General features: G+C 65.4%; 28 protein-coding genes. 9 read left to right on the forward strand and 19 right to left on the reverse strand.

Translation table 11 applies throughout. The features are described 5' to 3' along the window. Nucleotides 1-39 precede the first annotated feature (39 nt). The 3 genes from E5554_RS13125 to E5554_RS13135 all read right to left on the reverse strand — a co-directional run bounded on the left by E5554_RS13125 (nucleotide 40) and on the right by E5554_RS13135 (nucleotide 2,467). A complete protein-coding gene (locus E5554_RS13125) occupies nucleotides 40-1,206 on the reverse strand; it encodes a glycosyltransferase family 87 protein (protein WP_247594255.1) in 1,167 nt (388 codons plus the stop codon). Between the two features lie 138 nt (nucleotides 1,207-1,344). After that, nucleotides 1,345-1,770, reverse strand: a complete 426-nt coding sequence (arfB, locus tag E5554_RS13130; RefSeq protein ID WP_048936954.1) for an alternative ribosome rescue aminoacyl-tRNA hydrolase ArfB — start codon at nucleotides 1,768-1,770, stop codon at nucleotides 1,345-1,347. A 16-nt stretch (nucleotides 1,771-1,786) separates the two neighbouring features. Then, entirely contained in the window at nucleotides 1,787-2,467 is a 681-nt protein-coding gene (locus tag E5554_RS13135) for an RNA pseudouridine synthase (RefSeq protein WP_010339964.1), read from the reverse strand. A gap of 86 nt (nucleotides 2,468-2,553) precedes the next feature. On the opposite strand from E5554_RS13135, the gene E5554_RS13140 reads away from it, so the two are divergent. Beyond that, on the forward strand, nucleotides 2,554-3,513 hold the full coding sequence (locus E5554_RS13140; protein WP_136187040.1) for an acyltransferase family protein: 960 nt from the start codon (nucleotides 2,554-2,556) through the stop codon (nucleotides 3,511-3,513). On the opposite strand, the gene E5554_RS13145 is transcribed toward E5554_RS13140, so the two are convergent. Beyond that, complete coding sequence (locus E5554_RS13145) at nucleotides 3,510-4,196, reverse strand: TetR/AcrR family transcriptional regulator (RefSeq protein ID WP_136187041.1); 687 nt, start codon at nucleotides 4,194-4,196, stop codon at nucleotides 3,510-3,512. The two genes, E5554_RS13140 and E5554_RS13145, sit on opposite strands and share 4 nt — an antisense overlap. Before the next feature lie 119 nt (nucleotides 4,197-4,315). Here E5554_RS13145 and E5554_RS13150 point away from each other — a divergent pair, with 119 nt between their 5' ends. Further along, the gene (locus E5554_RS13150) at nucleotides 4,316-5,062 is read left to right on the forward strand and encodes an SDR family NAD(P)-dependent oxidoreductase (RefSeq protein ID WP_125987192.1); all 747 of its coding nucleotides are present in this window, start codon (nucleotides 4,316-4,318) and stop codon (nucleotides 5,060-5,062) included. A gap of 12 nt (nucleotides 5,063-5,074) precedes the next feature. Here the strand turns inward: E5554_RS13150 and E5554_RS13155 are convergent, their stop codons facing one another. From E5554_RS13155 to E5554_RS13165, 3 genes are all read right to left on the reverse strand, one after another. Continuing rightward, on the reverse strand, nucleotides 5,075-5,629 hold the full coding sequence (locus tag E5554_RS13155; protein ID WP_136187042.1) for a hypothetical protein: 555 nt from the start codon (nucleotides 5,627-5,629) through the stop codon (nucleotides 5,075-5,077). An 89-nt stretch (nucleotides 5,630-5,718) separates the two neighbouring features. Next, nucleotides 5,719-6,579 (reverse strand): sigma-70 family RNA polymerase sigma factor, encoded by an 861-nt coding sequence (locus E5554_RS13160; protein WP_136187043.1) that lies wholly within the window; start codon nucleotides 6,577-6,579, stop codon nucleotides 5,719-5,721. After that, entirely contained in the window at nucleotides 6,579-7,034 is a 456-nt protein-coding gene (locus tag E5554_RS13165; RefSeq protein ID WP_136187044.1) for a carboxymuconolactone decarboxylase family protein, read from the reverse strand. The genes E5554_RS13160 and E5554_RS13165 overlap by 1 nt, the downstream gene beginning before the upstream one ends. A 150-nt stretch (nucleotides 7,035-7,184) precedes the next feature. Here E5554_RS13165 and E5554_RS13170 point away from each other — a divergent pair, with 150 nt between their 5' ends. Beyond that, nucleotides 7,185-7,391, forward strand: coding sequence for a hypothetical protein (locus E5554_RS13170; protein WP_210729743.1), 207 nt, complete (start codon nucleotides 7,185-7,187; stop codon nucleotides 7,389-7,391). 119 nt (nucleotides 7,392-7,510) lie between these two features. On the opposite strand, the gene wrbA is transcribed toward E5554_RS13170, so the two are convergent. Together wrbA and E5554_RS13180 are read right to left on the reverse strand one after the other, a co-directional pair. Then, nucleotides 7,511-8,110 (reverse strand): NAD(P)H:quinone oxidoreductase, encoded by a 600-nt coding sequence (wrbA, locus tag E5554_RS13175; protein WP_004212197.1) that lies wholly within the window; start codon nucleotides 8,108-8,110, stop codon nucleotides 7,511-7,513. Nucleotides 8,111-8,240: 130 nt separating this feature from the next. Beyond that, entirely contained in the window at nucleotides 8,241-8,960 is a 720-nt protein-coding gene (locus E5554_RS13180) for a pirin family protein (RefSeq protein ID WP_136187046.1), read from the reverse strand. A 109-nt stretch (nucleotides 8,961-9,069) separates the two neighbouring features. Here E5554_RS13180 and E5554_RS13185 point away from each other — a divergent pair, with 109 nt between their 5' ends. The 3 genes from E5554_RS13185 (at nucleotide 9,070) to E5554_RS23500 (ending at nucleotide 11,733) form a co-directional block, all read left to right on the forward strand. After that, complete coding sequence (locus E5554_RS13185; RefSeq protein WP_029548055.1) at nucleotides 9,070-9,963, forward strand: LysR family transcriptional regulator; 894 nt, start codon at nucleotides 9,070-9,072, stop codon at nucleotides 9,961-9,963. Nucleotides 9,964-10,251: 288 nt separating this feature from the next. Then, the gene (locus tag E5554_RS13190) at nucleotides 10,252-10,959 is read left to right on the forward strand and encodes a response regulator transcription factor CtrA (protein ID WP_004212203.1); all 708 of its coding nucleotides are present in this window, start codon (nucleotides 10,252-10,254) and stop codon (nucleotides 10,957-10,959) included. A gap of 156 nt (nucleotides 10,960-11,115) precedes the next feature. Further along, nucleotides 11,116-11,733, forward strand: a complete 618-nt coding sequence (locus tag E5554_RS23500; protein WP_136187047.1) for a methyl-accepting chemotaxis protein — start codon at nucleotides 11,116-11,118, stop codon at nucleotides 11,731-11,733. A 91-nt stretch (nucleotides 11,734-11,824) separates the two neighbouring features. On the opposite strand, the gene E5554_RS13200 is transcribed toward E5554_RS23500, so the two are convergent. Together E5554_RS13200 and E5554_RS13205 are read right to left on the reverse strand one after the other, a co-directional pair. Continuing rightward, nucleotides 11,825-12,511 (reverse strand): hypothetical protein, encoded by a 687-nt coding sequence (locus tag E5554_RS13200; protein ID WP_136187048.1) that lies wholly within the window; start codon nucleotides 12,509-12,511, stop codon nucleotides 11,825-11,827. A gap of 98 nt (nucleotides 12,512-12,609) precedes the next feature. Continuing rightward, entirely contained in the window at nucleotides 12,610-13,932 is a 1,323-nt protein-coding gene (locus E5554_RS13205) for a S8 family serine peptidase (protein WP_136187049.1), read from the reverse strand. A gap of 88 nt (nucleotides 13,933-14,020) precedes the next feature. On the opposite strand from E5554_RS13205, the gene E5554_RS13210 reads away from it, so the two are divergent. Both E5554_RS13210 and E5554_RS13215 read left to right on the forward strand, forming a co-directional pair. After that, on the forward strand, nucleotides 14,021-14,509 hold the full coding sequence (locus tag E5554_RS13210) for an RNA polymerase sigma factor (RefSeq protein WP_004212209.1): 489 nt from the start codon (nucleotides 14,021-14,023) through the stop codon (nucleotides 14,507-14,509). Then, nucleotides 14,506-15,192 carry an anti-sigma factor gene (locus E5554_RS13215; RefSeq protein WP_136187050.1) on the forward strand — a complete coding sequence of 229 codons (687 nt, stop codon included), beginning with the start codon at nucleotides 14,506-14,508 and terminating at the stop codon, nucleotides 15,190-15,192. The genes E5554_RS13210 and E5554_RS13215 overlap by 4 nt, the downstream gene beginning before the upstream one ends. Nucleotides 15,193-15,348: 156 nt before the next feature. Here the strand turns inward: E5554_RS13215 and E5554_RS13220 are convergent, their stop codons facing one another. The 6 genes from E5554_RS13220 to E5554_RS13245 form a co-directional block, all read right to left on the reverse strand. Then, on the reverse strand, nucleotides 15,349-18,183 hold the full coding sequence (locus E5554_RS13220; protein WP_136187051.1) for a TonB-dependent receptor: 2,835 nt from the start codon (nucleotides 18,181-18,183) through the stop codon (nucleotides 15,349-15,351). A 117-nt stretch (nucleotides 18,184-18,300) separates the two neighbouring features. Further along, nucleotides 18,301-19,077 carry a metallophosphoesterase family protein gene (locus tag E5554_RS13225; protein WP_136187052.1) on the reverse strand — a complete coding sequence of 259 codons (777 nt, stop codon included), beginning with the start codon at nucleotides 19,075-19,077 and terminating at the stop codon, nucleotides 18,301-18,303. A gap of 33 nt (nucleotides 19,078-19,110) precedes the next feature. Next, entirely contained in the window at nucleotides 19,111-19,665 is a 555-nt protein-coding gene (dcd, locus tag E5554_RS13230) for a dCTP deaminase (protein WP_004212213.1), read from the reverse strand. 7 nt (nucleotides 19,666-19,672) lie between these two features. Next, nucleotides 19,673-20,146, reverse strand: coding sequence for a cytidine deaminase (locus tag E5554_RS13235; protein ID WP_136187053.1), 474 nt, complete (start codon nucleotides 20,144-20,146; stop codon nucleotides 19,673-19,675). Beyond that, nucleotides 20,143-20,811 (reverse strand): GH25 family lysozyme, encoded by a 669-nt coding sequence (locus tag E5554_RS13240; protein ID WP_210729744.1) that lies wholly within the window; start codon nucleotides 20,809-20,811, stop codon nucleotides 20,143-20,145. Before E5554_RS13240 ends, E5554_RS13235 begins: the two co-directional genes overlap by 4 nt. Before the next feature lie 28 nt (nucleotides 20,812-20,839). After that, entirely contained in the window at nucleotides 20,840-21,322 is a 483-nt protein-coding gene (locus E5554_RS13245; RefSeq protein WP_136187054.1) for a UPF0262 family protein, read from the reverse strand. Between the two features lie 121 nt (nucleotides 21,323-21,443). Here E5554_RS13245 and E5554_RS13250 point away from each other — a divergent pair, with 121 nt between their 5' ends. Further along, nucleotides 21,444-22,931 (forward strand): replicative DNA helicase, encoded by a 1,488-nt coding sequence (locus tag E5554_RS13250; protein WP_010339984.1) that lies wholly within the window; start codon nucleotides 21,444-21,446, stop codon nucleotides 22,929-22,931. Nucleotides 22,932-22,968: 37 nt separating this feature from the next. Here E5554_RS13250 and E5554_RS13255 read toward each other — a convergent pair whose 3' ends face one another. After that, entirely contained in the window at nucleotides 22,969-23,364 is a 396-nt protein-coding gene (locus E5554_RS13255) for an MAPEG family protein (protein ID WP_210729835.1), read from the reverse strand. Nucleotides 23,365-23,403: 39 nt separating this feature from the next. Next, nucleotides 23,404-25,293, reverse strand: coding sequence for a CocE/NonD family hydrolase (locus tag E5554_RS13260; RefSeq protein WP_136187056.1), 1,890 nt, complete (start codon nucleotides 25,291-25,293; stop codon nucleotides 23,404-23,406). Nucleotides 25,294-25,369: the final 76 nt, after the last annotated feature.

Genomic DNA, 25,369 nt, shown 5'->3' on the forward strand with positions numbered 1-25,369 from the left:
GGCACGCATATAGGATGGCCCGCACCGCTCGGCCAGAGGTTAGGATGTAGGGACGGGATTATCGATCCATCGCCGCTTGAGAGGAGCCGGCAACAGCAGATCTGCATAGGATGTGCCCGTGTAGCAGCGTATCTGGACGACAAGGCCGGCAAGCAGGGCGATCGGCGCAATGAGGTTCCACGCCATCACCAGCAAGGGCGCGGCAAAGGCCATCCACAGGATGATCCGCTCGTTGCGATGAAGCGCGTGCCATTGGCCATAAAGCAGGATCGCGAAGCCAAGGCAGCAAACCGTCAGGTCATAGTTGAAGATATAGGGGGTGATCAGGGCCGTCGCGGTGGCCGTGATGAAGGCCAGTTGATGGACGGAGCAGTCACGCGCGCGCCAGACCAGGTAGAGCGCGCTGCCCGCAAACAGGGTCTGGGCCGTCAGCGGCAGCCAATAAGGCCCCTCGCGCAGCGCGACATAGGCCGATGTCATCATGAAGAAGTAGAATTTCTCGCCTTCGGCGGTCATGATCCGGGTCTGGAGGGCAGAGGTATCCGTCAACCAGGTGGGCCAGAGATCGAAGCCGAACGCCAAGCCGCTCAGCCCGATCAGCCCCAGGGTGACGGCGAGTGCCGCGCCTATCGCCCGGAAGGCCCTGCGATGGACCAGCGTCAGGGCAATCAGCAGGCCCAGATGGGGCTTGAGCGTCAGCAGCCCGGCGACAAGGCCCGCGCGGACCGGCGCATGGCGCAACTGGGCGAAGAACAGCAGCCACAGGCCGCCAATGACGAACCCATAATGGCCGACCCAGATATTGACGATCGCCGCTGGCGTCAGCAGCGCAAGCCAGGGGGACAGGCCGGCCGGTATGTAGGGACGGGCCGCCCAGGCAAAGAAGATGGCGCCAAGGCCCGTCCACAGGGCGAGCGCAACCGGATAGGGAAACAGCGCAAAGGGTATCGCCAGGAACAGGCTATGCGGAGGATAGGAGTAGTTCAGCATCTCCAGCGGGCCGAAAAGCCCGGCCTGCCAGTCCATATAGGCCTGAAAATCATAGAGACGCTCAAGCTGGCCGGTCAGTGCGAGCGTTCCGCCGGACCAGACATTCAGGAAATCGCGGCCGATCAGAAGTCGGGCTTCGGGCAGGTGCAGGCCGTCAAGCTGACGCAAATCCGAGAGGATCAGGAAGACGCCCAGGAGGGTGGCGGCAACCCACATGAACCAGTTCCAGGGGCGCGGTGGCAGAAGAATAGGGCGTTCGGCCGGCATGGCATCCTCGGGAAGCTGGGAACGCGTTCCTGCGTCCCATTCTCCCTAGCAAGGCAATGATGGTTAATTCGTAAATGGCCGCTAAATTCAGTCCATCCTGACCCGGCCGCGCCCCTGTTTCACGGCGGCGCGCTTGACCTTCCCGTCGACGCGGCGCTTCTGCGATGCCTTGGTCGGCTTGGTCGGGCGGCGCTTCTTGGGCACGATCGTCGCCTCGCGGATCAGCGCGAACAGCCGCTCGCGCACTTCCTGCCGGTTGAGCAGTTGCGACCGCGCGCCCTCGCTGCGCAGGATCAGTACGCCCTCGCGGGTCATGCGCGATCCGGCCAGGTCCGCCAGCCGCTGCTTCACTACATCGGGCAGCCCTGGCGAGGCGGCGACGTCGAAGCGCAGCATCACTGCGCTGTCGGTGGTGTTCACATGCTGGCCGCCCGGCCCCGACGCGCGCGCGAAGCTCTCGACGATCTCGTCGCTGTCGATCGCGATGGAGCGGGTGACGGGGATGGCGACCATGGCGCGGGGCCGGGGCTTACAGCCCGGCTTCCTCCAATATCTCGGGGCCGAAACCCGCATCGACGAAGCTCTGCGGCAGCGGCGCGGTCGCCTGCGCGGGCGGTTTGTTGTCGCCGCGCGGCACGCTCAGGAAGCGGCTGTGCAGCAGCATCGCGCCCTGTCCGTCGCCATAGACCGGGTCGCCGACGATGCCGAAGCCCAGCCCATGCTGGGCATGGACGCGGATCTGGTGGGTGCGGCCGGTCTCGGGCGTGAAGGCGATCAGCGCACGGCCGTCCTTCACCGCCAGCTTGCGCCAATGGGTGACGGCGGGCTTGCCGGCCTTCGCCGCGATCATGCGCCAGCCCTGGCTCGGCGTGCTCACCTTCTTGAGCGACAGGGCGATAGTGCCCTCATCTGCCTCGGGCACGCCCTCCAGCACCGCGACATAGCGCTTCTCGACCGTGCCGGCCTCAAACGCGGCGGCAAAGCGCTTGTGCGCCTTGGGATTGCGCGCGAGCAGCAGGCAGCCGCTGGTGTCGCGGTCCAGCCGGTGGACCGCCAGCGGCCAGCGCTGAAAGCCGAAGGTCAGCGAGGCGAGGTGGTTTTCAAGGCTGATCGATCCGTCGCGCGGCGCGTCGACCGGCAGGCCGGCCGGCTTGTCGAGGATGATGGCCTCGCCATCGATGAACAGCACTTTGTCGCTAAGCAGGGTCAAATATCAATCCGATCGGGAAATCTGGCGTCCGGGTAATCTGGTTGGGCGATTGACGCCCACGCCGCATCCTATAGGGCGTGGAGCCGATGGAGAATAGGGGCCTTGCCTATCAACATGCGCCGCAGCGGCTCGACTGGGTCGATGTCGCGCGCGGCATCGGCATCATCGCCGTGGTGGTCGGCCATGTCTGGACGCGCGGCGCCTTGCGCGACGCCATGTACAGCTTCCACATGCCGCTCTTCTTCCTGCTGTCGGGCATGCTCTCGCGCCCGCACCCTGTCGGCCCCTTCACCCGGCGCCAGTTGCTCGGCCAGTTGCGGCCCTATACGATCTTCCTCGCGCTGCTGATCCTGGCCGATCAGATCATCGAACCGGCCAAGGGCAATCTGCCGATTTTCCACCAATGGCCGCGCGATCTGCTGCCGATCCTGCTCGGCGGCTATTGGCTGCGCGGCCCCTATACCATCTTCTGGTTCGTGCCCTGCCTGATGCTGGCGCGCATCCTGTGCAACCTCGCGCTCAACCGCTGGCCCGATCCGCTCGACCGGCGCTGGCTGATCCTGATGCCGGGACTGCTAGTGCTGGCGGAGGGGCTGGGCTGGATGACGCCGGCCTCGCCGCTCGGCCTGCTGAGCGTGCCGATGGCGATGATCCTGCTCTGGGTCGGCGCGCTCTGGCCCCGACTGCACTGGCGCAATTTTTGGATAGCGCCACTCGGCCTGCTCGCGCTGGCGGGCCTTGCCGGCTGGCTACCGACGCTCAACATGAAGGCGGCCGACTATGGCTGGCCCTTGCTCTCGATCGGATCGGGCATCGCGACGTCGCTGCTGCTGTTCCGCCTCTCTGCACGGCTCGCGCCAGTCGCCACCCCGCTCGCCGCGCTTGGCCGGGCGTCACTGGTCATCATGTATCTGCACGTCGCGATCATCCATTATGGCACGCCCTATCTGGCCAGGCCCTGGCTGCTTGCGCTCGCGCTGCTGGCGCCCTTCGCCCTGTGGCACCTCATCCGCCTGTCCCCGCGCCTCAGCCGCTGGATGCTCTAGGGCAAGGGCGGCGCCGACGCTGGCCAGGATCGCCAGCCGGCCAGGAAAAAGGCGATGGCCGCCATGGCGCGCGCGCGCGTCCGGTCTGAAACGCCAGCCGGCTCGATCCCCTGCGCCGCCCGGTCCAGCGCCTCGCCGGCGACCAGCCGCACGAACATGTCCGCGCCCAGCCTGACCGTCTCTGCCGGCCGGGCGCCATCCTCGGCCAGGATGGCGGCGATCGCCGTGCTGGCGCGCTGGAACGGGCCATCGACGCTGAGCGCCAGCCCCGGCTGACGCGCAGCCTCGGCCACGATCATGCGATACAGCGCGATCGCATGGGGATTGAGCAGCCAGCCGAGCAATATCTCGCCCGCCGCCTGCAAGCGCTGTTCCAGCGGACCGGCCTCGACCCGCGCCAGATTGGGCATGCCCGACTGGTGGGCCAGGCGCTCGACCACCTCTACGAACAGGTCCGACTTGGTCCGGGCGCGGCGATAGAGGGTGCGCTTGGTCACCCCCGCGCGGCGGGCGATGGCCTCCATGCTGGCCCCCTGGAAACCGGCCTCGATGAAGGTCGCCAATGCCGCATCCAGCATCGTCGCTTCAATCTGTTCGGCCGCCTCGCGCGATGGCCGGCCGGTCGGCCGCGCCGATCCGTCGCTCCCTGATCCGTCAGCCCGCTGGCTGGTATCGGCGGCCATCCCTGCTTTCCTTCCATTCGGCTCCGGCATAAAAGGATACGGAGCCGGATACTTTGAGTTAAGTTTATTTCCCATCAGTCATGCCGTCGCCCGGCGGCGATAATCAAGGAGCAGTTGGAATGGCGTTGTTTCAGGATCGGGTCGCGATCGTCACCGGCGGTGCATCGGGCATTGGCGAAGCGGTGGTGAAGGATTTGCTGGCGGAAGGGGCGAAGGTCGTCATCGCCGATTTCGACGAAGCGGGGGCGCAGCGTCTCGCGCAATCCTGTGGCGAGGATCGGGCGCGCGCCTTCAAGGTCGATGTCAGCGATGCACAGGCGGTCAGCGCCAGTGTCGACTTCGCCGTCGAAACCTTCGGCGGACTGCATCTGGCGGTCAATAATGCCGGGATCGGCGCGCCGTCCACACCGCTGGCCGACATCGCCATCGATGACTGGCACCGGGTTGTCGGCGTCGATCTGCACAGCGTCTTCTACGGCATGAAATATCAGATCCCGGCGATGCTGAAATCCGGTGGCGGCGCGATCGTCAACATGGCCTCGATCCTGGGCGCGGTCGGCTGGGCCGGTTCCGCCGCCTATGTGACGTCCAAGCATGCGGTCGTCGGCATGACCAAGACCGCCGCGCTCGACTATGCCGGCCAGGGTATCAGGGTGAATGCCGTCGGGCCGGCCTTTGTCGAAACCCCGGCACTCGGCAAGACCATGACCGATGCGGAACGGGCCGTCCTCGCCGGCCTGCATGCGTTCGACAGGCTGGCCCGGCCGGAGGAGATCGCTGCCATGACCAGCTTCCTCCTGTCCGACCGCGCCTCCTTCATGACCGGAACCTATTATCCGGTCGATGGTGGCTATCTGGCGCGCTGACGGCGCGGGGCGTCAGCCCTGCTGGATCAGCGACAGCCGATGATCCTCGCCGGCGCGGGCGACCAGGGCATAGGCGGCCTGGGCGATCACCTGCGCCTGGCTCAGCGCGGCGGCATCCTCCTGCTGGGCGGGAGCGACCGGGTCGGCGACGGCCGATGCCGCTGGCGACGCATAATAGCCCGCGTCGGACAATTGCGTGTCCAGCGTGGTTTCCGGTGCCGCGACGGCCTGCGATCGCGGCGCTGGCGTGGGCGCGCTATAGGTCAGGGGTGACAGCGAAGCTGACAGGGCAACGCTATCGCTGACGACGGCGGCGGATTCGCTTGCGATCGCCGGCGCCGGCGCGGTCGCTGCGGCAGTTGGTGTCGTTTCGACCGCCGGCTGGACGCTGGCGACCGGCTCGCTGGCCGCAACCGGCGTGGTGGCCGCCGGTGTGCTCGCCTCTGTCACTTTCGCTGTCGTGCTGCCGCTATTCTGGTTCGCCTGCCGAACCTTTTCGGCAAATTCTTCCATCGCCTTCTTGAACTGGCCCCAGCCATTGCCCGAGCCGCCGATCGCACCAACCATCTTTGTGTCGCTCCCGGTCCCCGATGCTGCCATGGCGCGGCAGGGGCTGCGATTTTGACAAGGAACGGGCTTATCCGGCGATTAAGCATTCAATGCAGATGGCGCAGCTTGTCGGGGTTGCGCATGATGTAGATGGCGGTGACATGCCCGTCCTCGATATCGAGCGCGGTGGTCTGCAATTCGCCATCGGCCTCGCGGGTGACGAAGCCGGGCAGACCGTTGACCATGCAGGTGCGCAGCAGGGTCGACCCATATTTGCCGAACAGCACCGCCAGCGCCTTGTGCACCTGCATCACCTGGCCATGGCCGATCGCCGGGCGGATCGCGGCCGGGCGCTTGCCGCCGCCATCGCTGTGGAAGCTGACATCCTGCGCCAGCAGCGCGCCCAGAGCCCCCATGTCGCCGCTGCGCGACGCGGCGAAGAAGGCGCCGGCAATCTCCAGCCCGCGCTGCTTCTCGACTTGGAACCGGGGGCGGGCGTCGCGCACATGGGCGCGCGCGCGGGCGGCGAGCTGGCGACAGGCGGCGGCATCGCGCTGGATGGTCCTCGCCACCTCGTCAAAGGCGAGGCCGAACACATCATGCAACAGGAAGGCGGCCCGCTCCAGCGGCGACAGTCGCTCCAATGCCAGCATCAGCGGCAGGGTGACATCCTCTTCCTCATCAGCCTCTTCGACCACCGGCTCGGGCAGCCAGGGGCCGACATAGGTTTCGCGCTGCGCCCGCGCCGACTTCATCTGGTCCAGGCAGAGCCGGGTGACGATGCGGCGGAGAAAGGCTTCGGGCTCGCGCACCGCGTTGCGGTCGGTGCCCATCCAGCGAATGAAGGCATCCTGCACCACATCCTCGGCATCGGCGACCGATCCCAGCATGCGATAGGCTACCCGGATCAGCCGGGGACGCAGCGGGTCGAAGCTGTCGGCGGCGTCCATCTGCGTCCCCCCTTCCATCAGGCCGCTGCCTTCATCGGCATGTCGTACCAGAGGTTGAAGCCGACGGCGATGCGGTTCCAGCCATTGATGATGTTGATCATCAGGGTCAGCTTGACCTGTTCCTCCTCGGTGAATTCCCAGTTGAGCGCCTCCTTGGCGGCCTCGTGGGTGTGGCCCTTGGCGATTTCGGTCAGCGCCTCGGTCCAGCCCAGCGCAGCGCGCTCGCGGTCGGTGTAGCAGGGCGCCTCGCGCCAGGCGGTCAGCAGGTAGATGCGCTGTTCGGTCTCGCCCTTCTCGCGCGCTTCATAAGTATGCATGTTGATGCAGTTGGCGCAGCCATTGATCTGTGAGGACCGGATCTTCACCAGTTCGATCAGGCTCGGCTCCAGGCTGTCGGCGACGGCAGTGGACAAAGCGGTCCAGCTCTTCATCAGTTGCGGCGCGGCGGCATAGGGATTGATCTTGTCGGTCATGATATAGCTCCTTTGCTTGCTATTGCTGACATGACGAGACGGCCGCGCCCGATGTGACATGGGCTGCAACTTTTTTCGCGAGGGGCGAAAATATTTTGCCGATTCCGGCTCTGGACAGGGGGCAGGGGCAGGCGCTAGCGGCCGCGCCATATGTCTATCATTGCCACCATCATGAACACGGCCACCGGCCAGCCCATCCAGAAGATGAAGTTCGAGCGCATGCCCCAGCCCTGGGTGTCGCTAAACCTTGAAAATGGCGAACTGGTCACCGCCGACCGCGTCGTCGTCGGCAAGCCCGCACCAGGCAAGTTCATCACCCCGGTCGAAGTCTGGGTCACGCCCAAGACGCTGGGATAATAAAAAGAAAAAGGAGCTGGCGCGCAGTCCCGGCGTGCCAGCTCCCTACAACCTGATGGCGCACCCATGCGACCGAAGAACGCAGCCAGGCTGCGTTCCCCAGACGGCGCGGGCTGCGATTAACCGTGCAATTTGATCGCGGTTTCGGCGATCCGACGGCCCTGATAGCGGGCGCCGTCCAGCTCTTCCTCGCTCGGCTGGCGGCTGCCGTCGCCATCGGCCAGGGTGGTCGCGCCATAGGGCGAACCGCCGCGCACCTTGTCGACGCCCATCTGGCCGGCAAAGCCATAGTCCAGGCCGACGATCGTCATGCCGAAATGCAGCAGGTTGGTGATGATCGAGAAGAGGGTGACTTCCTGGCCGCCATGCTGCGATGCGGTCGAGGTGAAGGCACCACCGACCTTGCCGTTGAGCGCGCCACGCGCCCACAGGCCGCCGGCCTGATCGAGGAAGGCCGCCATCTGGCTCGACATGCGGCCAAAGCGGGTGCCGGTGCCGATGATGATCGCGTCATAATCCGCCAGTTCGGCGACGGTCGCGACCGGCGCGTCCTGGTCCAGCTTGAAATGGGCAGCCTTGGCGACTTCCAGCGGCGCGGTTTCGGGTACGCGCTTGATGTCGACCTGCGCGCCGGCGGCGGCTGCGCCTTCGGCCATGGCCTTGGCCATCGTTTCGATATGCCCGTAGGACGAATAATAGAGAACCAGAACCTTAGCCATTGTCACGTCTCCTCATCTGAAACTGAAAAGTTGAAAGGGTGGTCGCCCGCACAAGGGAGGGAGCATGCGGGCGACCGGGACCGGTCCGTCTAGGGGAGGGCAATGACGGACCGGTGCGTAAGCGTCATGTCTATTCGCTGTCGACCAGGACGATCTCGCTGTCCTCGACCGCGGTGATGGTGATGGGCGCGCCGCCGATGATGGCTGCGCCGTCCCGTGCCTCGAAGACCTGACCATCGATCTCGATCCGGCCCGTCGCCGGGACCAGATAGAGATGGCGACCTTCGCCGGCCTCATAAGTCACGCTGTCGCCGGCATTGATCGTGCCGCCCAGCAGCCGGGCGTCGGCCCGGATGCGCAGCGCTTCCTTGTCCTCGTCATGGCCGCTGGCCAGCACGACCAGCTTGCCGGAGCGATCGCCCTTCGGGAAGGGCTTGGCGCCCCAGCTGGGCGATCCGCCGACCGACCGGGGAATGACCCAGATCTGGAACAGGGTGGTGGTCTCGTCCTCCAGATTATATTCGGCGTGGCGGATGCCGGTGCCGGCCGACATCACCTGGACATCGCCCGCCTCGGTGCGGCCCTTGTTGCCCAGGCTGTCCTGGTGGGTGATCGCGCCGGTGCGGACATAGGTGATGATCTCCATGTCGCTGTGCGGGTGGGGCGGAAAGCCCGAGCGCGGACCGATCTCGTCGTCGTTCCATACCCGGATCGCGCCCCAGCCCATGCGGGCGGGATCATAGTAATTGGCGAAGGAAAAATGGTGCCGTGCGTTCAGCCAGCCATGGTCGGCATGGCCGAGCGACGCGAACGGGCGGCGCTCGATGCGGCTCGCGGTTGTCGTGCTCATGGGGTCTGCCTTTCGAATGCGAATGCCGGACGCTTCCGGCTTGCTTTCCGACAATCTAGCGATCAGGTTCGTTTCTTGAATAAGCAGTGTTGAAACGGATTGTTTCCCTATGCGATTACCGGATTTCGAGGCCTGGGCGATGTTCGCCGCCGTGGTCGAACATCGCAGCTTCACCGACGCGGCCAAGGCGCTCAGCGTTTCCAAGGCCACCGTGTCCAAGGCGGTGACCCGCCTGGAGCAGCATCTCGACACCAGCCTGTTCAGCCGCACCAGCCGCCGTCTGGCACTGACCGAGAGTGGCCGACGCCTCGCCGATCATGCCCAGCGCATCCTGGCCGAAGGGCAGGCGGCGGAGGAGGCCGCGCGCGACGAGACCGCCGAACTCTCCGGCACGGTGCGGCTGGGTGCGCCGATGAATTTCGGCCTGTTGCGGATCGCGCCGCTGATCGCGCAGTTCACCAAGGAAAATCCGCTGGTCGATGTCGACCTGCATCTGTCTGATGCGAAGATCGACATCGTCGAACTTGGCCTCGACGCCACCATCCGCATCGCCGACATGCCCGACAGTTCGCTGCGTGCGCGCCGGCTGGCGGACGTCCATATGCATGTCGTCGCCTCGCCCGCCTATCTGGCCGAGCGCGGCCGCCCGACCCATCCGTCCGACCTCGGCAGCCATGACTGCCTCTGCTATTCCAACGTCACCGCGCCCGATGTCTGGCGCTTCACCGGGCCGGGGCAGCAGAATGTCACGGTGCAGGTCCGCCCGCGCATCACCGTCAACAGCGGCGAGGCGATGATGCCCGCGCTGCGGCTGGGCGTCGGTATCGCCCGTCTGCCCGATTTCATCGTCGGCGACGCGATCCGTTCGGGCGAGCTGGAGGAGATATTGCTCGACTGGCGGCCGCCGCCCTTCGGCCTGCATCTGGTGACGCCGCCCTCGCGGCTGCGGCCGGCGCGGGTGGAGGCGCTGCTCGACTTCCTGACCCGCCACCATGGTTGCTGAGGCTGGTTTACGAAGTGCAAATTTCCGCCTTGTGATCGCCACGGATCGCCCGTGCGAAAGGCGGAACCAGGGCAGGACTTTGCTCGTTTCGTCCCGGAATCCAGCTTGACTCGATAGGGATCGTTACGGGGTCAACGCTTTGTAAATAGATTCGTTTTTATACGACTCGCGGATTCCTGCGGGTTAGCGAAAAATTAACCTTTGTCCTTCAGAAGTTTTTTGGTTAATGATTGCGAGCAGAAACCGTTCTGGTGGGGTGAACGGACCTGCGACACGAAGGGGCTTCCAATGCGCGTGCTGCTGATTGAGGACGAACCGACCACCGCCAAGGCGATCGAGCTTATGCTCACGACCGAGGGCTTCAATGTCTACACCACCGATCTCGGGGAAGAGGGCCTCGATCTCGGCAAGCTGTACGACTATGACATCATCTGTCTCGACCTGAACCTGCCCGACATGCACGGCTATGACGTGCTGAAAAAGCTGCGGGCGGCACGAGTGCAGACCCCGGTGCTGATCCTGTCGGGCGTTGCCGAAATGGACAGCAAGGTCCGCTCCTTCGGCTTCGGCGCCGACGATTATGTCACCAAGCCCTTCCATCGCGAGGAACTGATTGCGCGCATCCACGCCGTGGTCCGCCGCTCGAAGGGCCATTCGCAGTCGGTCATCCGCACCGGCAAGCTGGCCGTGAACCTCGACGCGAAGACCGTGGAAGTGGACGGCAACCGCGTCCATCTGACCGGCAAGGAATATGCGATGCTGGAGCTGCTCTCGCTCCGCAAGGGCACGACCCTCACCAAGGAGATGTTCCTCAACCATCTCTATGGCGGCATGGACGAGCCCGAACTCAAGATCATCGACGTATTCATCTGCAAGCTGCGCAAGAAGCTGGCGCTGGCCTGCGGTGGCGACAATTATATCGAGACCGTCTGGGGCCGCGGCTATGTGCTGCGCGATCCCGATGAGGTCGAGGCGCTCGAAGCGCGGGTTGCCTGATCGACCGCTGATTGCATGTCAGGGGGTGGAAAGGCCGGCGGTCCGATGGGATCGCCGGCCTTTTCCGTGTCCGCCATATTGTTACAAATTATGTAATTTCCGTAGAATTAAGCCGCTATTTACCATCGTTGCCTATGCCGGGCGTGAAGGAGTTTTATGTTCATGGGCCAGGCCATTCACCCCCACAGCCGCGATGCCGTCTGGGACGCCATCTGCCGTTCGCAGGCGGTGATCGAATTTGCGCCGGACGGCACGATCCTGTGGGCCAATGATCTGTTCCTGGCGACCATGGGCTATGCGCTGGGGGAGATTGTCGGCCGCCATCACCGCATCTTCTGCGACGAAGGTCAGGCGCTCTCGGCCGCCTATGCGGCGCTGTGGGACAAGCTGGCGCAGGGCGATTTCGATGCCGGCGAATATCGGCGCCTCGACAAGCATGGCCGCGACATCTGGCTGCAGGCCACCTATAATCCGGTCTTCAATGCCGAAGGCCGGGTCGAGCGCATCCTCAAGATCGCGACCGACACCACCCCGTCCAAGATCTTGCGGGCGGAACTCAAGAGCACGGTCGACGGGCTGGTCGACATTGTCGACACGATCAGCGGCATCGCTAACCAGACCAACCTGCTCGCCCTCAATGCCACGATCGAGGCAGCACGGGCCGGCGAGGCCGGGCGCGGCTTCGCGGTGGTCGCGGCCGAGGTCAAGAAACTGGCGGGTGACACGCGCGCGGCGACCGATCGCGCCCGCGCCATGGTGGTCGCGTCCAGCTGATCCCGTCAACCGATTGCGGACATGATGCGGCCGGCGATCCAATGGGGATCGCCGGCCGTTTCCGTCAGGCGACGGCTACGGGGTTATGGGGTCAATCCGTCGCCTGATCGGATGAGGAAGGGGACGCGGCCTCGCTCTGCGGCTGGCTGGTGCTGCCATGGGTCTCGCCACTGCCCGAAACCTGCCCGCTCGCGTCGATCGAGGCGGCGCTGCCGACGGCATTGGTCGCGTTGCCCGCGACATTGCCCGCCGCCGATCGTGCGCCGCTGGCCGTCGAACCGGCCCGATCGCGGGCAGAGGAAGCCGTGCTGCCTGCCCGGTCACGGGCCGATGCCACGGTGCTGCTCGCCCGATCACGCGCCGTCGCGACGCCGCTTTCCGCCCGATCCCGTGCGGCGCCGACCGTGTCGCTCGCCCGGCTGCGCGCCGTATCGGCCGCGCCGGTCACATCGCTGGTGCCCAGCGTATCGACCGCCAGATTGCCGCTGGCCGATCCCGATCCGCTGGCCGAGCGGCTCTTGCCATGACGGGTTGCCGATCCTTCGGCGCGACCATTGCCGTTGCCGCTGGCGCCGACCCGGCCGTTGTCGAGGTCGATGCTGCGATCCAGGCTGCCCGATCCGCCGAACGAACCGCCCAGCGCGCCGCCCAGGCCGCCGGTCATGCCGCCCAGTCCGCCGCCACCCAAGGCGCCGCCACCGCCCAGCAACTGGGCCGATGCGGGGGCCGTGGTGAGCGCCGCGAGGCAGGCGGTTGCGATGATAATCTGCGTCTTCATGGACCGTCTCCTTGGTCATCTTGATCCGATGACAGGACAACGGCGGGGCGTTTCGCTTTAATCCCGAACGTCTAAATTTTCTCGCAAGACATGGAAATTCAATCCATATTTCTGCAGGTGTCGCACAATATGCCGGCGCCATAGCCCTTGCCGCGGGCGGGTTTCGCCTCCCGCCGCAATGCCTCGACCGATCCGCCAGCCATCAGCCGCCCGGCCACGAGCGGCGCCGCAAAGGATGTGCCGCGCACCTTGTCCCGGCCGCCCGCCATGTCGGCGGCCATCATGTCCGCACCGGGCGCGGCGAAATCGACATGGGCCGCACGCCCGGCCTCGGGCAGCAACCGGTCCCGCCCGTCCACGCCGGTCACCGCAATCACCTGCGGGTAGGATGCGGGGTAGGCGGGCGGGGCGGCCGGGCCGTCATTGCCGACTGCCGCGATCAGCATCACCCCCTTGTCGCGCACCAGCCGGATCGCCCCGGCCAGCAAGGGATTGTCCGGCCCGACCAGGCTGATCGTCACCACCTTCGCGCCGCGCGCCGCCATCCAGCCCAGCGCGCGGACGATGGCAAAGCTGCTGCCGCCGGCCGGATCGTCGCCATAGACATCGGCGACCAGCAGCGGCGTGCCCGGCGCGGCGCCCTTCACGCTGCCATATCCGCCGATCAAGGATGCGACCGCCGTGCCATGGGCGCTGGCCCTTGGCGCGCCGGCGACGAAGCCGCGCTGCTCGATCGGGCCGGCCAGCGCCGGATGCGCGGCCACGCCGCCATCGATCAGCCCGGCTGCGCCGCGCCCGACCGACCCATGGCTTGCCAGCGCAGCCGATCGTCCCTCCGCAGCCGCGCCGCTCGGGAAATAGAGATTGTCGGCGCTGGCCTGCGCCTGCGGGGCGATCTTGCGCACGCTGCGCAGCGCCCGCGCCAGGCTCTGGCCGTCCGGCACGGTCAGGCGGGTGATCGCCATGTCGATCCCCTCCGCCTCGATCCGTTCCACGCCATAGCCGGCCGCCCGCAGTTTCTCGATCGCGGTCGCGTCCGCCCCGGTCAGCAGGATGATGCCGCGCCGCGCCGGCTCTCGCCGGTCGTCCAGTTCGACCGCGTCGCCATGCTGGCGCAGCAGCGCGTCGATCCGCGCCGCGCGCGCCGCTGCCAGCCGATCGGTCAGACGTGCCGGCGAGAGCTTGTCCAGTCCGCTCTGGTCAACGATGCCGCCCAGCCGGTCGAGCGTATCGGGCAAAACCTGGCCGACCCCGCCCAGCGCACCGCCCCCCAACGCACTGGCGGCTGGCGCCGGTAGCAATTGCGCCTGCGCACCCGGCGCTGCGAGCCACAATCCCGCGATCAGCAACGGGCGCGTCCATCTCATCTCTGTCTCTTCCCGCCGGTCATCGCCGGCCTTTTCAGCGTCAAAATCGTCCATCGTCAAAAAAAATCCGGTTGCTGGACTTTCTGAAGGATGAAACGGCCGGGCAGGGACGTTTCATCCCTGAAAGCAATTTGGAGAAACCATGTCGTTCGAGCGCGACCTGCTGGCGATCCTGCCCCGGCTGCGGCGTTTTGCCGCCAGCCTGTCGCATGATCGCGCCGATGGCGACGATCTGTGCCAGGCGGCACTGGAAAAGGGGCTGCGCGCCCGCGACCAGTGGCAACCGGGCACGCGGCTCGACAGCTGGATGTATCGGATCATGCGCAATCTTTGGATCGATGAGGGCCGCGCGCGCCAGCGGGCCGCCAGAACCTTCGCGCCGGAAGAGGCGGGGGCCGATGTCGGCTATGCCGGCGACAAGGCGGTGGAACAGGCCATGACCCTGTCCGACGTCGATCGGGCGATGCAGGCATTGCCGCCCGAACAGCGCGAGGCGATCGCGCTCGTGCTGGTGGAAGGGCTGTCCTACAAGGAGGCGGCTGCGATATTGAACATACCGATGGGCACGCTGACCTCGCGACTGGTGCGCGGTCGCGGCGCGCTCATCGAACTATTGGGGGAAGCGGCATGACCGACATTGACGAAGCCATGCTGATCGCCTGGGTGGATGGTGAACTGGACGAGGTGACGCGGCGGCGCGTCGACCGCGCCGTGGCGGACGATCCCGCGCTGGCCGCCCGCCTGGAGCAGCATCGGCGGCTGCGCGCACGGCTGGCCGGCCATTTCGCGCCGATCGCGCAGGAGGATGTGCCCGCGTCGATGCAGGCCATGCTGGCGCCGCCGACGGTGGTGCCGATCGCGCGACCCTCGCGGCGCTGGAGTTGGGCGATGGCCGGCGCGATCGCTGCCAGCCTGCTGCTGGGCCTTGGCATCGGCCATATGTCGGGCGGGCCGGCAGGGCCGATTGCGGTAAAGGACGGCGCGATGCTGGCACAGGGATCGCTCGCGACCGCGCTCGACAGCCAACTGGCCTCGGCCGGGGAGGATGGCCCGGTCCGTATCGGCCTTAGTTTCCGGCGCAAGGGCGGCGGCTGGTGCCGCAGCTTCGACGGCGCGGCCATGGCCGGCGTCGCCTGCCGCACCGATGCCGGCTGGCAATTGCTGCAGGCGGTGCCCGGCAAGGGCGAGGCGAGCGAATATCGCCAGGCCGCCTCGGCCGATCCGCGCCTCCTTTCCACCATAGACGGCCTGATCGACGGCGCTCCTGCCGATGCGCAGGGCGAGCGGGCGGCGCAGGCGGCCGGCTGGCGCTAACTGCCGCTTCGCTGTCGCCTGACTGTCGCTTCAGTGTCGCTTCACCGTCGCGTCACTGTCGCTTCGGTGGCGCGTCTGGGACGCGTGGCAGGCGCGCCAGGCCGCAAAAACGGCTGATTTCACGTCGCACGACACTGTGAACTTTCAACTGTCGCGTCAGAATTCCAGGTTCAGCCGGCCATAATAGAAGCCGCCGCTGATCCCATAGGGGGCATAGGCATTATAGAGGCTCCCGGCCGTCCGGTTTACGGGCTTCAATTTGTTGGGATAGGTGTTGAGCAGATTATTGGCGCCGACCGACAGCTTGACGCCCTTCGCCAGCCGGTAGCCGAGTTCGAGGTCGAGGATCGTCTTGGGGCTCAGCTTCTCGTCGACATAGCCCAGGGTGCAGCCGGCACTGCCAGCGGTGCAGGCGGCAAAATCCTCGGTATGATAGACGGCGGCGCTCGCCCGCTGATAGATTTTGCCATAGCGGGTGGCACGCAGGTTCAGGTTGAAATCGCCCTTTTCCCACAGGATGTTGCCGATCAGCTTGTCGCGCGGCGTGCCTTCGGAAAGGTCGCCCTGCTTGGCCCGGCCGATCAGCACCAGCCCGGATGCGGCGATCTCGTCGGGGACCGGGTCGATATGGGTGAAGATGGTCTTGTTGAAATTGGCCGACAGGCTGATCGTCGCGGTGCCAAGGTCGCCCAGCCCCGCCCGATAGGTGCTGACGATGTCGAGGCCGCGGGTGCGCGTGTCGGCCGCGTTGGAGAAGATGAGGCCACCGGCAATGCCCTGGATGCCGGCTGCCGCCAGCGCGTTCATGACCACCGGGCCGCTCAACGTTTCGGACAGCAGGATGCGGTCCCTGACCTTGATCTGATAGGCGTCGACCGTGACGTTGAAATTGGGGGCCGGGGTCAGGACGATGCCGGCGGAGAAGTTGGTCGACTTTTCCGGCTTCAGCGGCTGCGCCCCCAGCGCCCGCGCGGCAACCCCGTCAACCGGCAGCGCCTGTACCGGCAGCAACTGGTTCACGCCGTTGACGGTGACGTTGATCGTGGAGGAGGAGGCATAATGTTGCTGCTGCAGCGTCGGCGCGCGAAAGCCGGTGCTGGCGGTGCCGCGAATGGCAAAGCCGCGAAACGGCTCGATGCGCAGCGACGCCTTGCCGGTATCGGTGGTACCGAAGTCGGAATAATCCTCGTGCCGTCCGGCAAGGCCGAACTCCAGCCCTTCGGCGATCTGGCCTTCCAGATTGATATAGGCGCTCCAGTTGTCGCGGCTCCAGCTACCCGATCCTTCCGGCAGGAAGCCGGTGACGCCCTGCGACCCGACCCCGGTCCGCGTCGCCCCCGCGAGCCAGCTGCCGGCCGGCGAAACATAGCCGCCATCGATATAGGATTCCGGGTCGCCCGGACCGATCAGGAACTTGTTCTTCTTATATTCGGCGCCAACCGCGACCGACAGCGGCCCGGCGAGGCCGATGTCGAGCTCCTTGCTGAAGTCGAGATTGCTGGTCCATTCGTCGAAGCGGATCTTGCCGAGATAGAAATGGGTCGGGCTGGCCGGCCCCATGGAGGGGTTGAGCGAGGTGGTCTGTGCATATTTGACCTCGTCCTGCCCATAGCTGGTCGACAGGTCGACATGGATGCCGCCGCCAATCTCGCCGCGCAGGCCGCCGGCGACCTGAAAATCCTCGTCATAGACGTGGATGCGCGGGATATAGCCCTCGGGGTAGATTCCCAGGATATTGTTGAGCGCCGCCGGATTGCGATAGGTCAGCCAGCCGGCGGCATGCCGCTTGGAATAGGTGCCGAAGCTGTACAGCTCCATGTCGCCGCCAACCGGCATCATCGCGTCATAGCTGGCATTGCCGCCGATCACCTGCGGCTGGCCATATCTGGCGCGGATGCGGGCCGGATCGGCATTGCGCGCGTCGCCGGTGGGGTAGAAGGGATTGCTGGTGATTGGGCTGCTGTTGACCACCGTATTATCCTGCAGCACGCCTTCGCCCGACAGGTGGATATAGCCGCCGTCCGGCCCGATGGCGAAGCCCTTGTCGATCTGCCAGCGGCCCTGCCAGCCGCCATTGTCCGCGGTGTTGCCCATGGTCAGCGCCGCGCCGCCCTGGGTGTCGTTCTTCAGGATGATGTTGACGACACCGGCGATCGCGTCCGACCCATATTGGGCCGATGCGCCGTCGCGCAGCACCTCGATCCGCTGGATCGCATTGCCGGGGATCAGGTCCAGGTCCGGCGGCGACTGGCCATTCTGGACCGATCCGTTGATGAACAGGGTCGCGGTATTGTGCCGCCGCTTGCCGTTGACCAGCACCAGCAACTGGTCGCCGCCCAGGCCGCGCAGCGACAAAGTGCGCACCGCCCAGCTGGCGCCCGCGCCATTGTTCGACACATTGATCGACGGGACCAGCGTACCCAGCAGATCGCGCACCGATTGCTTGCCGCTCGCTTCCAGATCCTTTTCGCCCAGTACGTCGATCGGCGCCAGGCTTTCGGCGACGGTGCGGGTCGTCTGGCGGGTGCCGGTGACGATGATGGGCGCGGATTCCACTGCCGGCTCCGGCGCAGGCGCCATGGCAAGGCCATCCAGCGTCGCCGTGCCGCTGGCCTGCGCGAACTGGATCGCCAGCGGGCGGCGGCGCACCGCGCTGCGGTTGGGCGGGGTGATAAGGGCGATGACGCCGGCGCCGGCCGGTGATCGGCGCAATTCGGTGCCGGCCAGCAACTGGCTGAGCGCATCGTCGGTGCTCAGCCATCCCTCGACCCTCCGGCTGCGGATATTGGCGACTTCGTCATAGGGGAACAGGATGCGAATGCCGGCCTGCGCCGACAGCGCCCGCAGCGCGCCGCTCAGGGGCTGCGACGGGATGGAGAATTTGTGCCGCTGCGACAGGCTGGTGTCCGGCGCAGGGGCGGCAAGCAGTTGGGTCGGCGCAACAAGGCATGTGGCGAGCGAAAGCCTCGCCAGAACATGGCGTTTCTGCATGATATGTCCCCTGCTGATCGGCATTTTTGCCGTTGGTCATGGGAACGAAACATGGCGAGCGATCCGCCATGGACCGGCAACAAAAGCGCCAGGCCATGGCAGTTGCTCAGGAAGGGCTCAGGTCTCGCCGGTTTGAAGGAACCAGCGGTCCGCGCCTTCCAGGCCGATGGCGGTCAGCCGGCCGGAATAATAGGCCCCGGTATCGATGCCGATGCGATTGGCCAGATTTTCGACCTCGGGCGTGATGCTGTGGCCATGGACCACCATCTTGTCATGCCGCCCGCCATGGTTGAGGAAATCGCCGCGTATCCAGCGCAGATCGGACGGTCGCTGCTCGGCGATCGGCACCCTGGGGCGGATGCCGGCATGGACGAACAGATAGTCGCCGACCGTCAGATGATCGACGAAGCTGTCGAGGAAATCGACATCCGCGCGCGGAATATAGTTCATCATCCAGTGGGCGATCGCCCCATCATCCATGTCGGCGCTCAGCGAAAGCGGCAGGCCGTAGCTGGCAAGCGTTTCCATGCCGCCGATGCGCCGGAAGAAGCCGACCGCGCCCTGATCGCCGCGCGCAGCCATGACAAAAATCTCTTCATGATTGCCCTTGAGCAGCCGGATGTCGCTGCCCGATCCATGCAGCGCCCGGACCCGCTCGATCACCTGCGCCGAATGCGGCCCACGATCGATCAGGTCGCCGAGCAGGATGAGGCCCCGGCGCTTTCCAGGCCGCAGCGCATCGTCGGCGACCAGCATGCCGAGCAACTGGTCGAGCAGGTCGAGCCGACCATGAATGTCGCCGATCGCATAGACGCGCCAGTCATCCCCAACGCTGGGAGGCCGCCCGTCCTGGTCATCGGATCGGCGCAGGAATTTCAGCATCGGGAGGGCCATGTGCGCTTCATGGCCCGCGATGCTGCCACAGCGTCACAGCCGCGGCAATGTCACGCCCTGCTGTCCCATATATTTTCCGGCCCGGTCGGCATAGCTGACCTCGCAAGGCTCGTTGCCCTGCAGGAACAGGAACTGGCAGGCGCCTTCATTGGCGTAGATCTTGGCGGGCAGCGGCGTGGTATTGGAAAATTCCAGCGTCACATGGCCTTCCCAGCCCGGTTCCAGCGGCGTGACGTTCACGATGATGCCGCAGCGGGCATAGGTGGATTTGCCAAGGCAGATCACCAGCACGTCGCGCGGCACGCGGAAATATTCGACCGTGCGGGCAAGGGCGAAGCTGTTGGGCGGGATGATGCAGACGTCGGTCTTGCGGTCGACGAAGCTGTTGGCGGCGAAATCCTTGGGATCGACCACGGCGCTGTCGACATTGGTAAAGATCTTGAACTCGTCGGCGACGCGCGCGTCATAGCCATAGGAGGACAGGCCATAGCTGATGCAGCCGTCGCGGCGCTGATTCTCGACGAACGGCTCGATCATGCGGTTCGACTGGGCCTGCTTGCGGATCCAGCGGTCGGAAAGGATGGACATGGGTCTGTCAGCTCTTCTGTGCAGGGGTGATGCCAAGGTCGGCCGGGCCGAAGGCGTGGGGCAGCAGGTCGGCAACGCGATGTTCGACCAGGCCTTCGCCTTCGGGCGCGACGCAATAGATGGCCAGGGTGCGGCCGGCCATCTGTTCGGCTTCGTTGATGACCTGGCGGCATCGGCCACAGGGACTGACGATCGCCACGCCGCCGACGCTGCCGTCCGCCGCCATGCCGCCGCCGACGACCGCGATCTCGGTGACATCGGCCAGCCGGCCCTGCGCGTTGACGGTCGCCAGCGCAACGGTTTCGGCGCACAGCGACAGGCCGTAGCTCGCATTTTCGAAATTGCTGCCGGTGACGATGCTGCCATCGGTCAGGCGCACGGCGGCGCCCACGGCAAAGCGGCTGTAGGGCGCATGGGCATGGGCCAGCGCGCCGCGGGCTGCCGCGACCAGCGCGGCGATATTCTTGTCTTCTGCACTCATGGTGCCACCACATCCCATCTGATCGGTCCGTCGACGCCGTCGATATGCCGCATGTCGCTGGCTGTCCACATCACCCAGGGCCGTTTGGCATAATCGGGCGCGAAGAAATTGCCGTCGACCCACAAGGTCCGGTTGATGCCGCTGGCAATGTCATATTGGGCATCGAAATCGGCGCTGATGTTGAGCAGGGCGGGCTTGCCGGCATGGCTTTCGACCAGATTGACCAGCGTGTTGAGTTCCGACAATACCTGATCGCGGCCCGGCCGCGTGGCGCAGGACGGATCGAACCCCAGCCGGATGACCGGGGGCAGGGCGGCATTGTCGCGCGGCACGGTGGTCATGAACTGGGTCGCCTGATCGACGGCCTTGGCACACAGGCTATAGTCCAGCGCCGCGCCATAGCGCATGCCCGCGCCGCGTGCGCCGCGCCAGTTGGCGGCGAACAGCGGGTCGCGCAGGCTGGCGCCCCTGGCCGCGCGAATATAGGCGAAGTCCGCCCCCTGCGCCGCCAGCGTGCCCCATTCGACCAGGCCGGTGTCGGATGTCACCGATACGCCCTGGGTCGGATATTCGTCACGGTTCGGAGCCCATCCGCGTGCATAGATCCACAGTGCCGAACCCAGCACGATGATGATTGCCAGAACCGCCCCCAAGCGGACCAGCAAGCCCCCCAAAGTCAAACGCCCGATGATATTACCCCTTGATGTGCAGGACGCAGATAAGTGTGAACAGGCGGCGCGCGGTGTCGAAGTCGACCGCGATCTTCCCCTCCAGCCGCTCCTTCAGCATGTCCGCTGCGTCGTTGTGAATGCCCCGCCGGGCCATGTCGACGGTTTCGATCTGCGCTGGCGAGGCATTGCTGATCGCCTGATAATAGCTATCGCAGATCGCGAAATATTCGCGGATCGGCCGGCGGAAACGGCCCAGGCCCAAGATGATCGCCTCCAGCGAGCTGTCGTCCGCGCGATTGATCTCGATGACCAGGCGCCCTTCCTCGACCCGCAGCACCACCTTGTAGGGGCCGGCATAGCCGTCGGCATGGACGCGCTCCGGCGCGAAATGATTATCCTCCAGCAGGTCGAAAATGGCGATGCGCCGTTCCTGCTCGACATCCGCGTTGCGCCACAAGATGGTGCGCTCGTCGAGCTTGATGTCTATGATGCGCGGATCGGCCATGGCGGGTCTGCTGTCAGTGCGGCGGTGGGCCACGAAAAGCAAGCGGGACTTGTGGCGGGGGAGATGCGGTTGTTTCAACCTTCGCCCTTGCGCGACCCGCGTCGTGGCGCGATGAGGGCCCATGGTCGAACTCGTGAAACTCAATGCCGCTCCCGAAGAGGGCGGGCTGGAACTGCCGCGCAACGTCGAAGCGGAGGCTGCGCTGCTCGGCGCGCTGATGATTGACAACCGCATCGCGGAGGATGTGCAGCTCAAGCTGAAGCCCGAACATTTCTTCGAGCCACTGCATGGCCGTATCTATGAGGCGGTGATGCGCCTGATCGAGCGCGACATGATCGCCAATCCGGTGACGCTCAAGCCGATGCTGGAACAGGATCCGGCGCTCAAGGAGCTGGGCGGCGCGGCCTATCTGGCGCAGCTCACCGGCAGCGGTGCCGCGCTGCTGGGTGCGCGCGACTTCGCGACCCAGATCTATGACCTTGCCCTACTTCGTCAACTTGTGAACGTTGGTCGAGAACTGGTTGATAATGCTCTGGATACCAGCGAGGATGTCAATCCGCGCGAGCAGATCGAGCTGGCCGAAGTTGCGCTTTACAAAGTGTCGGAAGGCGAGGGCGAGAGCGGGTCGGTCAAGAGCTTCCTCTCCGCCTCCACCATGGCGGTACAGGTGGCTGAACGTGCGCTCAACAGCGGCGGCCATGTGTCGGGTATCACCACCGGCATCAACAGCCTCAACGAGAAGATCGGCGGTCTGCACAATTCCGACTTGATGATCCTGGCCGGTCGTCCGGGCATGGGCAAGACGTCGCTGGCGACCAATATCGCCTATAATGCGGCGTCGCGCTGGCTGCGTGACCATAATGACGGCATTCCGCCGGAAAAGAATATGGGTGCCAAGACCGCCTTCTTCAGCCTCGAAATGTCCGCCGACCAGCTCGCGACCCGCGTTCTTGCCGAACAGTCGGGGATCAGCGGCGAAGCGCTGCGTATGGGCAAGATCAGCCGGGCGGACTTCCAGAACCTGTCGCGCGCCGCGCGCGACCTGCAGGAACTGCCGCTGTTCATCGACGATACGCCGGGCCTGACGATCGCGGCGCTTCGGACCCGCGCTCGTCGTCTCAAGCGCCGTCATGATGTCGGCTTCATCGTCGTCGACTATCTCCAGCTGCTGCAGGGCAGCGGCAAGGCGGGCGATAGTCGCGTCAACGAAATTTCGGAAATTTCTCGTGGTTTGAAGACGTTGGCGAAGGAACTTCATGTGCCGGTGCTGGCGCTGTCGCAGCTCAGTCGTGCGGTGGAACAGCGCGAGGACAAGCGTCCGCAACTGTCCGACCTTCGCGAATCGGGCTCGATCGAGCAGGACGCGGACATGGTCTGGTTCGTGTTCCGCGAGGATTATTATGTCGCCGCCAAGGAGCCGGGCAACAAGGAAGGCCCCGAGCATCAGGAATGGGTGCAGGAGATGGAGCGCATCTACGGCCTGGCCGAAGTGATCGTCGCCAAGCAGCGTCACGGTTCGACCGGCCGTATCCGCATGAAGTTCGACGCGAAGATCACCCGCTTTTCGGATCTGGCCGAGGGCAGCTCCTACCTCGAAGACCTCGAATAAGAAGGCATGGCGGCGGATATATCCGCCGCCACCCGGTTCAGCCGGCGACGAACGCCTTGAACACGATGCACAGCCCGATCATGCTGGCGAGATAGGCGAGCGAGCGGACCACCGGCACGCCCAGGCCATAGAGCGGCAGGTAGAGCGCGCGCGACACCAGCCACAGCCAGCCACCGATCGCCGTCCATTCGCTGGTGCGGTCGGCCACCACCACGCCGAACAGGACGATGATCGCGATCGGGAAGGTTTCCAGGAAATTGGCCTGGGCGCGAACCAGTCGGCCACCTACCGGATCGAGCGGGGGCAGGTTTTCGTCCCGCGCCCCGGTATTCCATTTCAGGCCATATTGCTTCGTCTTGAGATGCGCCGCCGCGAAGATGTGGACCAGCAGCAGGACGCAGGCCCAGGCCAGGATCTTCAGTTCAACCGCCATCATGCCCTCCCTTGATCGCGGCGGCGCCATGCCATCCGCTTATTTGACGATAGGCAACCATATCGCGCTGGCGCCCGCCGCGCCATATTGGACGCTTTGGGTCGCTGGCTTGTAGTCGCCCGGCTTGGCGTCGAAGATCGAGGGCACATAGGTCTGCGGGTTGCGGTCATAGACCGGGAACAGGCTGGACTGGATCTGCACCATGATGCGGTGGCCCGGCTTGAACACATGGTTCACGTTCGGAAGGCCGAATTTGTAATTTTCCGCCTTGCCCGGCGTCAGCGCCTGCGGCTTGTCGAAGCCATGGGCGTAGCGGCCCCGGAAAATGTCGATGCCGATCGGCAGCTCGTAGCCGGCCATCACCGGATTGGCGGTGTTCTCTTCCGGATAGACGTCGATCAGCTTCACCACCCAGTCGCTGTCGGTGCCACTGGTGGCGGCGAACAGGTCGACCATCGGCTGGCCGGCGATATGGACGTCCTTGTCCAGCACCGGCGTTACATAGGTCAGCACATCGGGGCGGCCATCGACGAAACGCTGGTCCTTCACCAGCCAGGTGCGCCAGGCTTCATTCTGGTCCTGATGGATCGGGCGGGGCAGATAGGGCACCGGCTTGGCCGGATCGGAGACATAGGAGTCGCTGCCCACGGCTGCCGGCTTGGCCCAGGACAGGCTGTAGCTGGCGCCGAGATACAGCGGGGTTGGCGTGCCGCCCGGCCATTTGGCGCGAGTTTCCCATTTGTCGATGCCGGTCGCATAGGTGAGCGAGCCGGGCATGGTGTAGCCGGCGGGCGGATTGTCCTTGAGATAATGGTCGAGGAAGGGCTTCATCGTGCCGACGCGGAACTGGCGGCCGGTATCGCCCTCGAACTGCAGATCGCCGAGGCTCCGGCCCTCATAATTGACGCCGCTATGGCGCCATGGGCCGATCACCAGGCTGACCATGTCATTCTTCTTGTCCTGCGGTTCCAGCGCCTTGTAGACCGCTGGGGCGCCATAGCTGTCCTCCTGGTCCCACTGGCCCACGACCAGCATGGTCGGCACGGTCAGCGTGCGCTTGGCCAGCAGCTTGTCGACCGCCTGTTCCTGCCAATAGGCATCATAGGCCGGATGTTCGAGCAGCTTGCGCACCGAGGGAAATGCGTCGAGGCCATAGGCGCGAGCGAAGTCGCCGGCCGATCCGGCGTTCAGCATCGTCGTATATTCGTCGCCATTGCCCATCGGGATCGCGCCGCCGCCCTTCTTGGCGGTCTGCGACAGGCTGTAGCCGAAGCCGAAATTGCGGAAGGCGCCATTGTGGAACCAGTCGTCGCCCATCCAGCCATCGACCATCGGGCTCTGCGGTACGGCGGCCTTCAGCGCAGGGTGTGGATCGATCAGCGCCATCAGCGAGGTGAAGCCGGGATAGGAGGAGCCGGTGATCGCGACCTTGCCGTTGGTTTCCGGCACATTCTTCACCAGCCAGTCGATCGTGTCATAGGCGTCGGTGCTGTTGTCGACATCGGTCTTGTTGAGGGGGCCGCGCAGCGGCCGGGTCATGACATAGTCGCCCTCCGACCCGTGCAGGCCGCGCACGTCCTGATAGACGCGGATATAGCCGTCATTGACGAAATCTGCGTCCATGACCGGCAGGATCTCCTCGATCCTCTGGCTGCGGTTGCGGCTGGTCGCCTTGCCCGCATCATAGGGGGTGCGGGTCAGCAGGATGGGCCCGCGGCTCGTACCCTTGCGCATGACGATGACGGTGAACAGCTTCACCCCGTCGCGCATCGGGATCATCACTTCCTTGCGCACATAGTCCGCCTGTGGCCGGGCCGGATCATAGACATCGACCTTGTCCGGGGTCATCGGATCGGTCTGGGCGGCGATCGGCGCGGCGAGCGCGGCGATCATCAGGGCGGCAGCGGAAATCTGTGCGGCACGAAGCATGGCGATACCCCTTTGTTCTTTTGTAATCATGCAACGGGTCCGGCCTTGAGGAAAGGCCGGACCCGCTTGTCCTTTG

Origin of the sequence: Sphingobium sp. PAMC28499 (assembly GCF_004795815.1) — a bacterium.
In the GTDB taxonomy this organism is placed as follows: Bacteria; Pseudomonadota; Alphaproteobacteria; order Sphingomonadales; family Sphingomonadaceae; genus Sphingobium; species Sphingobium yanoikuyae.

Coding starts and splice junctions, on each gene's coding strand:
- E5554_RS13170 (WP_210729743.1), top strand. CDS start 7,185: ATGTCTATCATTGCCACCATCATGAACACGGCCACCGGCCAGCCCATC.
- E5554_RS13200 (WP_136187048.1), bottom strand. CDS start 12,511: ATGAAGACGCAGATTATCATCGCAACCGCCTGCCTCGCGGCGCTCACC.
- E5554_RS13250 (WP_010339984.1), top strand. CDS start 21,444: ATGGTCGAACTCGTGAAACTCAATGCCGCTCCCGAAGAGGGCGGGCTG.
- E5554_RS13215 (WP_136187050.1), top strand. CDS start 14,506: ATGACCGACATTGACGAAGCCATGCTGATCGCCTGGGTGGATGGTGAA.
- E5554_RS13180 (WP_136187046.1), bottom strand. CDS start 8,960: ATGAGCACGACAACCGCGAGCCGCATCGAGCGCCGCCCGTTCGCGTCG.
- E5554_RS13225 (WP_136187052.1), bottom strand. CDS start 19,077: ATGGCCCTCCCGATGCTGAAATTCCTGCGCCGATCCGATGACCAGGAC.
- E5554_RS13165 (WP_136187044.1), bottom strand. CDS start 7,034: ATGACCGACAAGATCAATCCCTATGCCGCCGCGCCGCAACTGATGAAG.
- E5554_RS13220 (WP_136187051.1), bottom strand. CDS start 18,183: ATGCAGAAACGCCATGTTCTGGCGAGGCTTTCGCTCGCCACATGCCTT.
- E5554_RS13155 (WP_136187042.1), bottom strand. CDS start 5,629: ATGGTTGGTGCGATCGGCGGCTCGGGCAATGGCTGGGGCCAGTTCAAG.
- E5554_RS13205 (WP_136187049.1), bottom strand. CDS start 13,932: ATGGACGATTTTGACGCTGAAAAGGCCGGCGATGACCGGCGGGAAGAG.
- E5554_RS13185 (WP_029548055.1), top strand. CDS start 9,070: ATGCGATTACCGGATTTCGAGGCCTGGGCGATGTTCGCCGCCGTGGTC.
- E5554_RS13260 (WP_136187056.1), bottom strand. CDS start 25,293: ATGCTTCGTGCCGCACAGATTTCCGCTGCCGCCCTGATGATCGCCGCG.
- E5554_RS23500 (WP_136187047.1), top strand. CDS start 11,116: ATGTTCATGGGCCAGGCCATTCACCCCCACAGCCGCGATGCCGTCTGG.
- E5554_RS13150 (WP_125987192.1), top strand. CDS start 4,316: ATGGCGTTGTTTCAGGATCGGGTCGCGATCGTCACCGGCGGTGCATCG.
- arfB (WP_048936954.1), bottom strand. CDS start 1,770: ATGGTCGCCATCCCCGTCACCCGCTCCATCGCGATCGACAGCGACGAG.
- E5554_RS13255 (WP_210729835.1), bottom strand. CDS start 23,364: ATGGCGGTTGAACTGAAGATCCTGGCCTGGGCCTGCGTCCTGCTGCTG.
- dcd (WP_004212213.1), bottom strand. CDS start 19,665: ATGTCCATCCTTTCCGACCGCTGGATCCGCAAGCAGGCCCAGTCGAAC.
- E5554_RS13140 (WP_136187040.1), top strand. CDS start 2,554: ATGGAGAATAGGGGCCTTGCCTATCAACATGCGCCGCAGCGGCTCGAC.
- E5554_RS13125 (WP_247594255.1), bottom strand. CDS start 1,206: ATGTGGGTTGCCGCCACCCTCCTGGGCGTCTTCCTGATCCTCTCGGAT.
- E5554_RS13190 (WP_004212203.1), top strand. CDS start 10,252: ATGCGCGTGCTGCTGATTGAGGACGAACCGACCACCGCCAAGGCGATC.
- E5554_RS13210 (WP_004212209.1), top strand. CDS start 14,021: ATGTCGTTCGAGCGCGACCTGCTGGCGATCCTGCCCCGGCTGCGGCGT.
- wrbA (WP_004212197.1), bottom strand. CDS start 8,110: ATGGCTAAGGTTCTGGTTCTCTATTATTCGTCCTACGGGCATATCGAA.
- E5554_RS13160 (WP_136187043.1), bottom strand. CDS start 6,579: ATGGAAGGGGGGACGCAGATGGACGCCGCCGACAGCTTCGACCCGCTG.
- E5554_RS13145 (WP_136187041.1), bottom strand. CDS start 4,196: ATGGCCGCCGATACCAGCCAGCGGGCTGACGGATCAGGGAGCGACGGA.
- E5554_RS13245 (WP_136187054.1), bottom strand. CDS start 21,322: ATGGCCGATCCGCGCATCATAGACATCAAGCTCGACGAGCGCACCATC.
- E5554_RS13235 (WP_136187053.1), bottom strand. CDS start 20,146: ATGAGTGCAGAAGACAAGAATATCGCCGCGCTGGTCGCGGCAGCCCGC.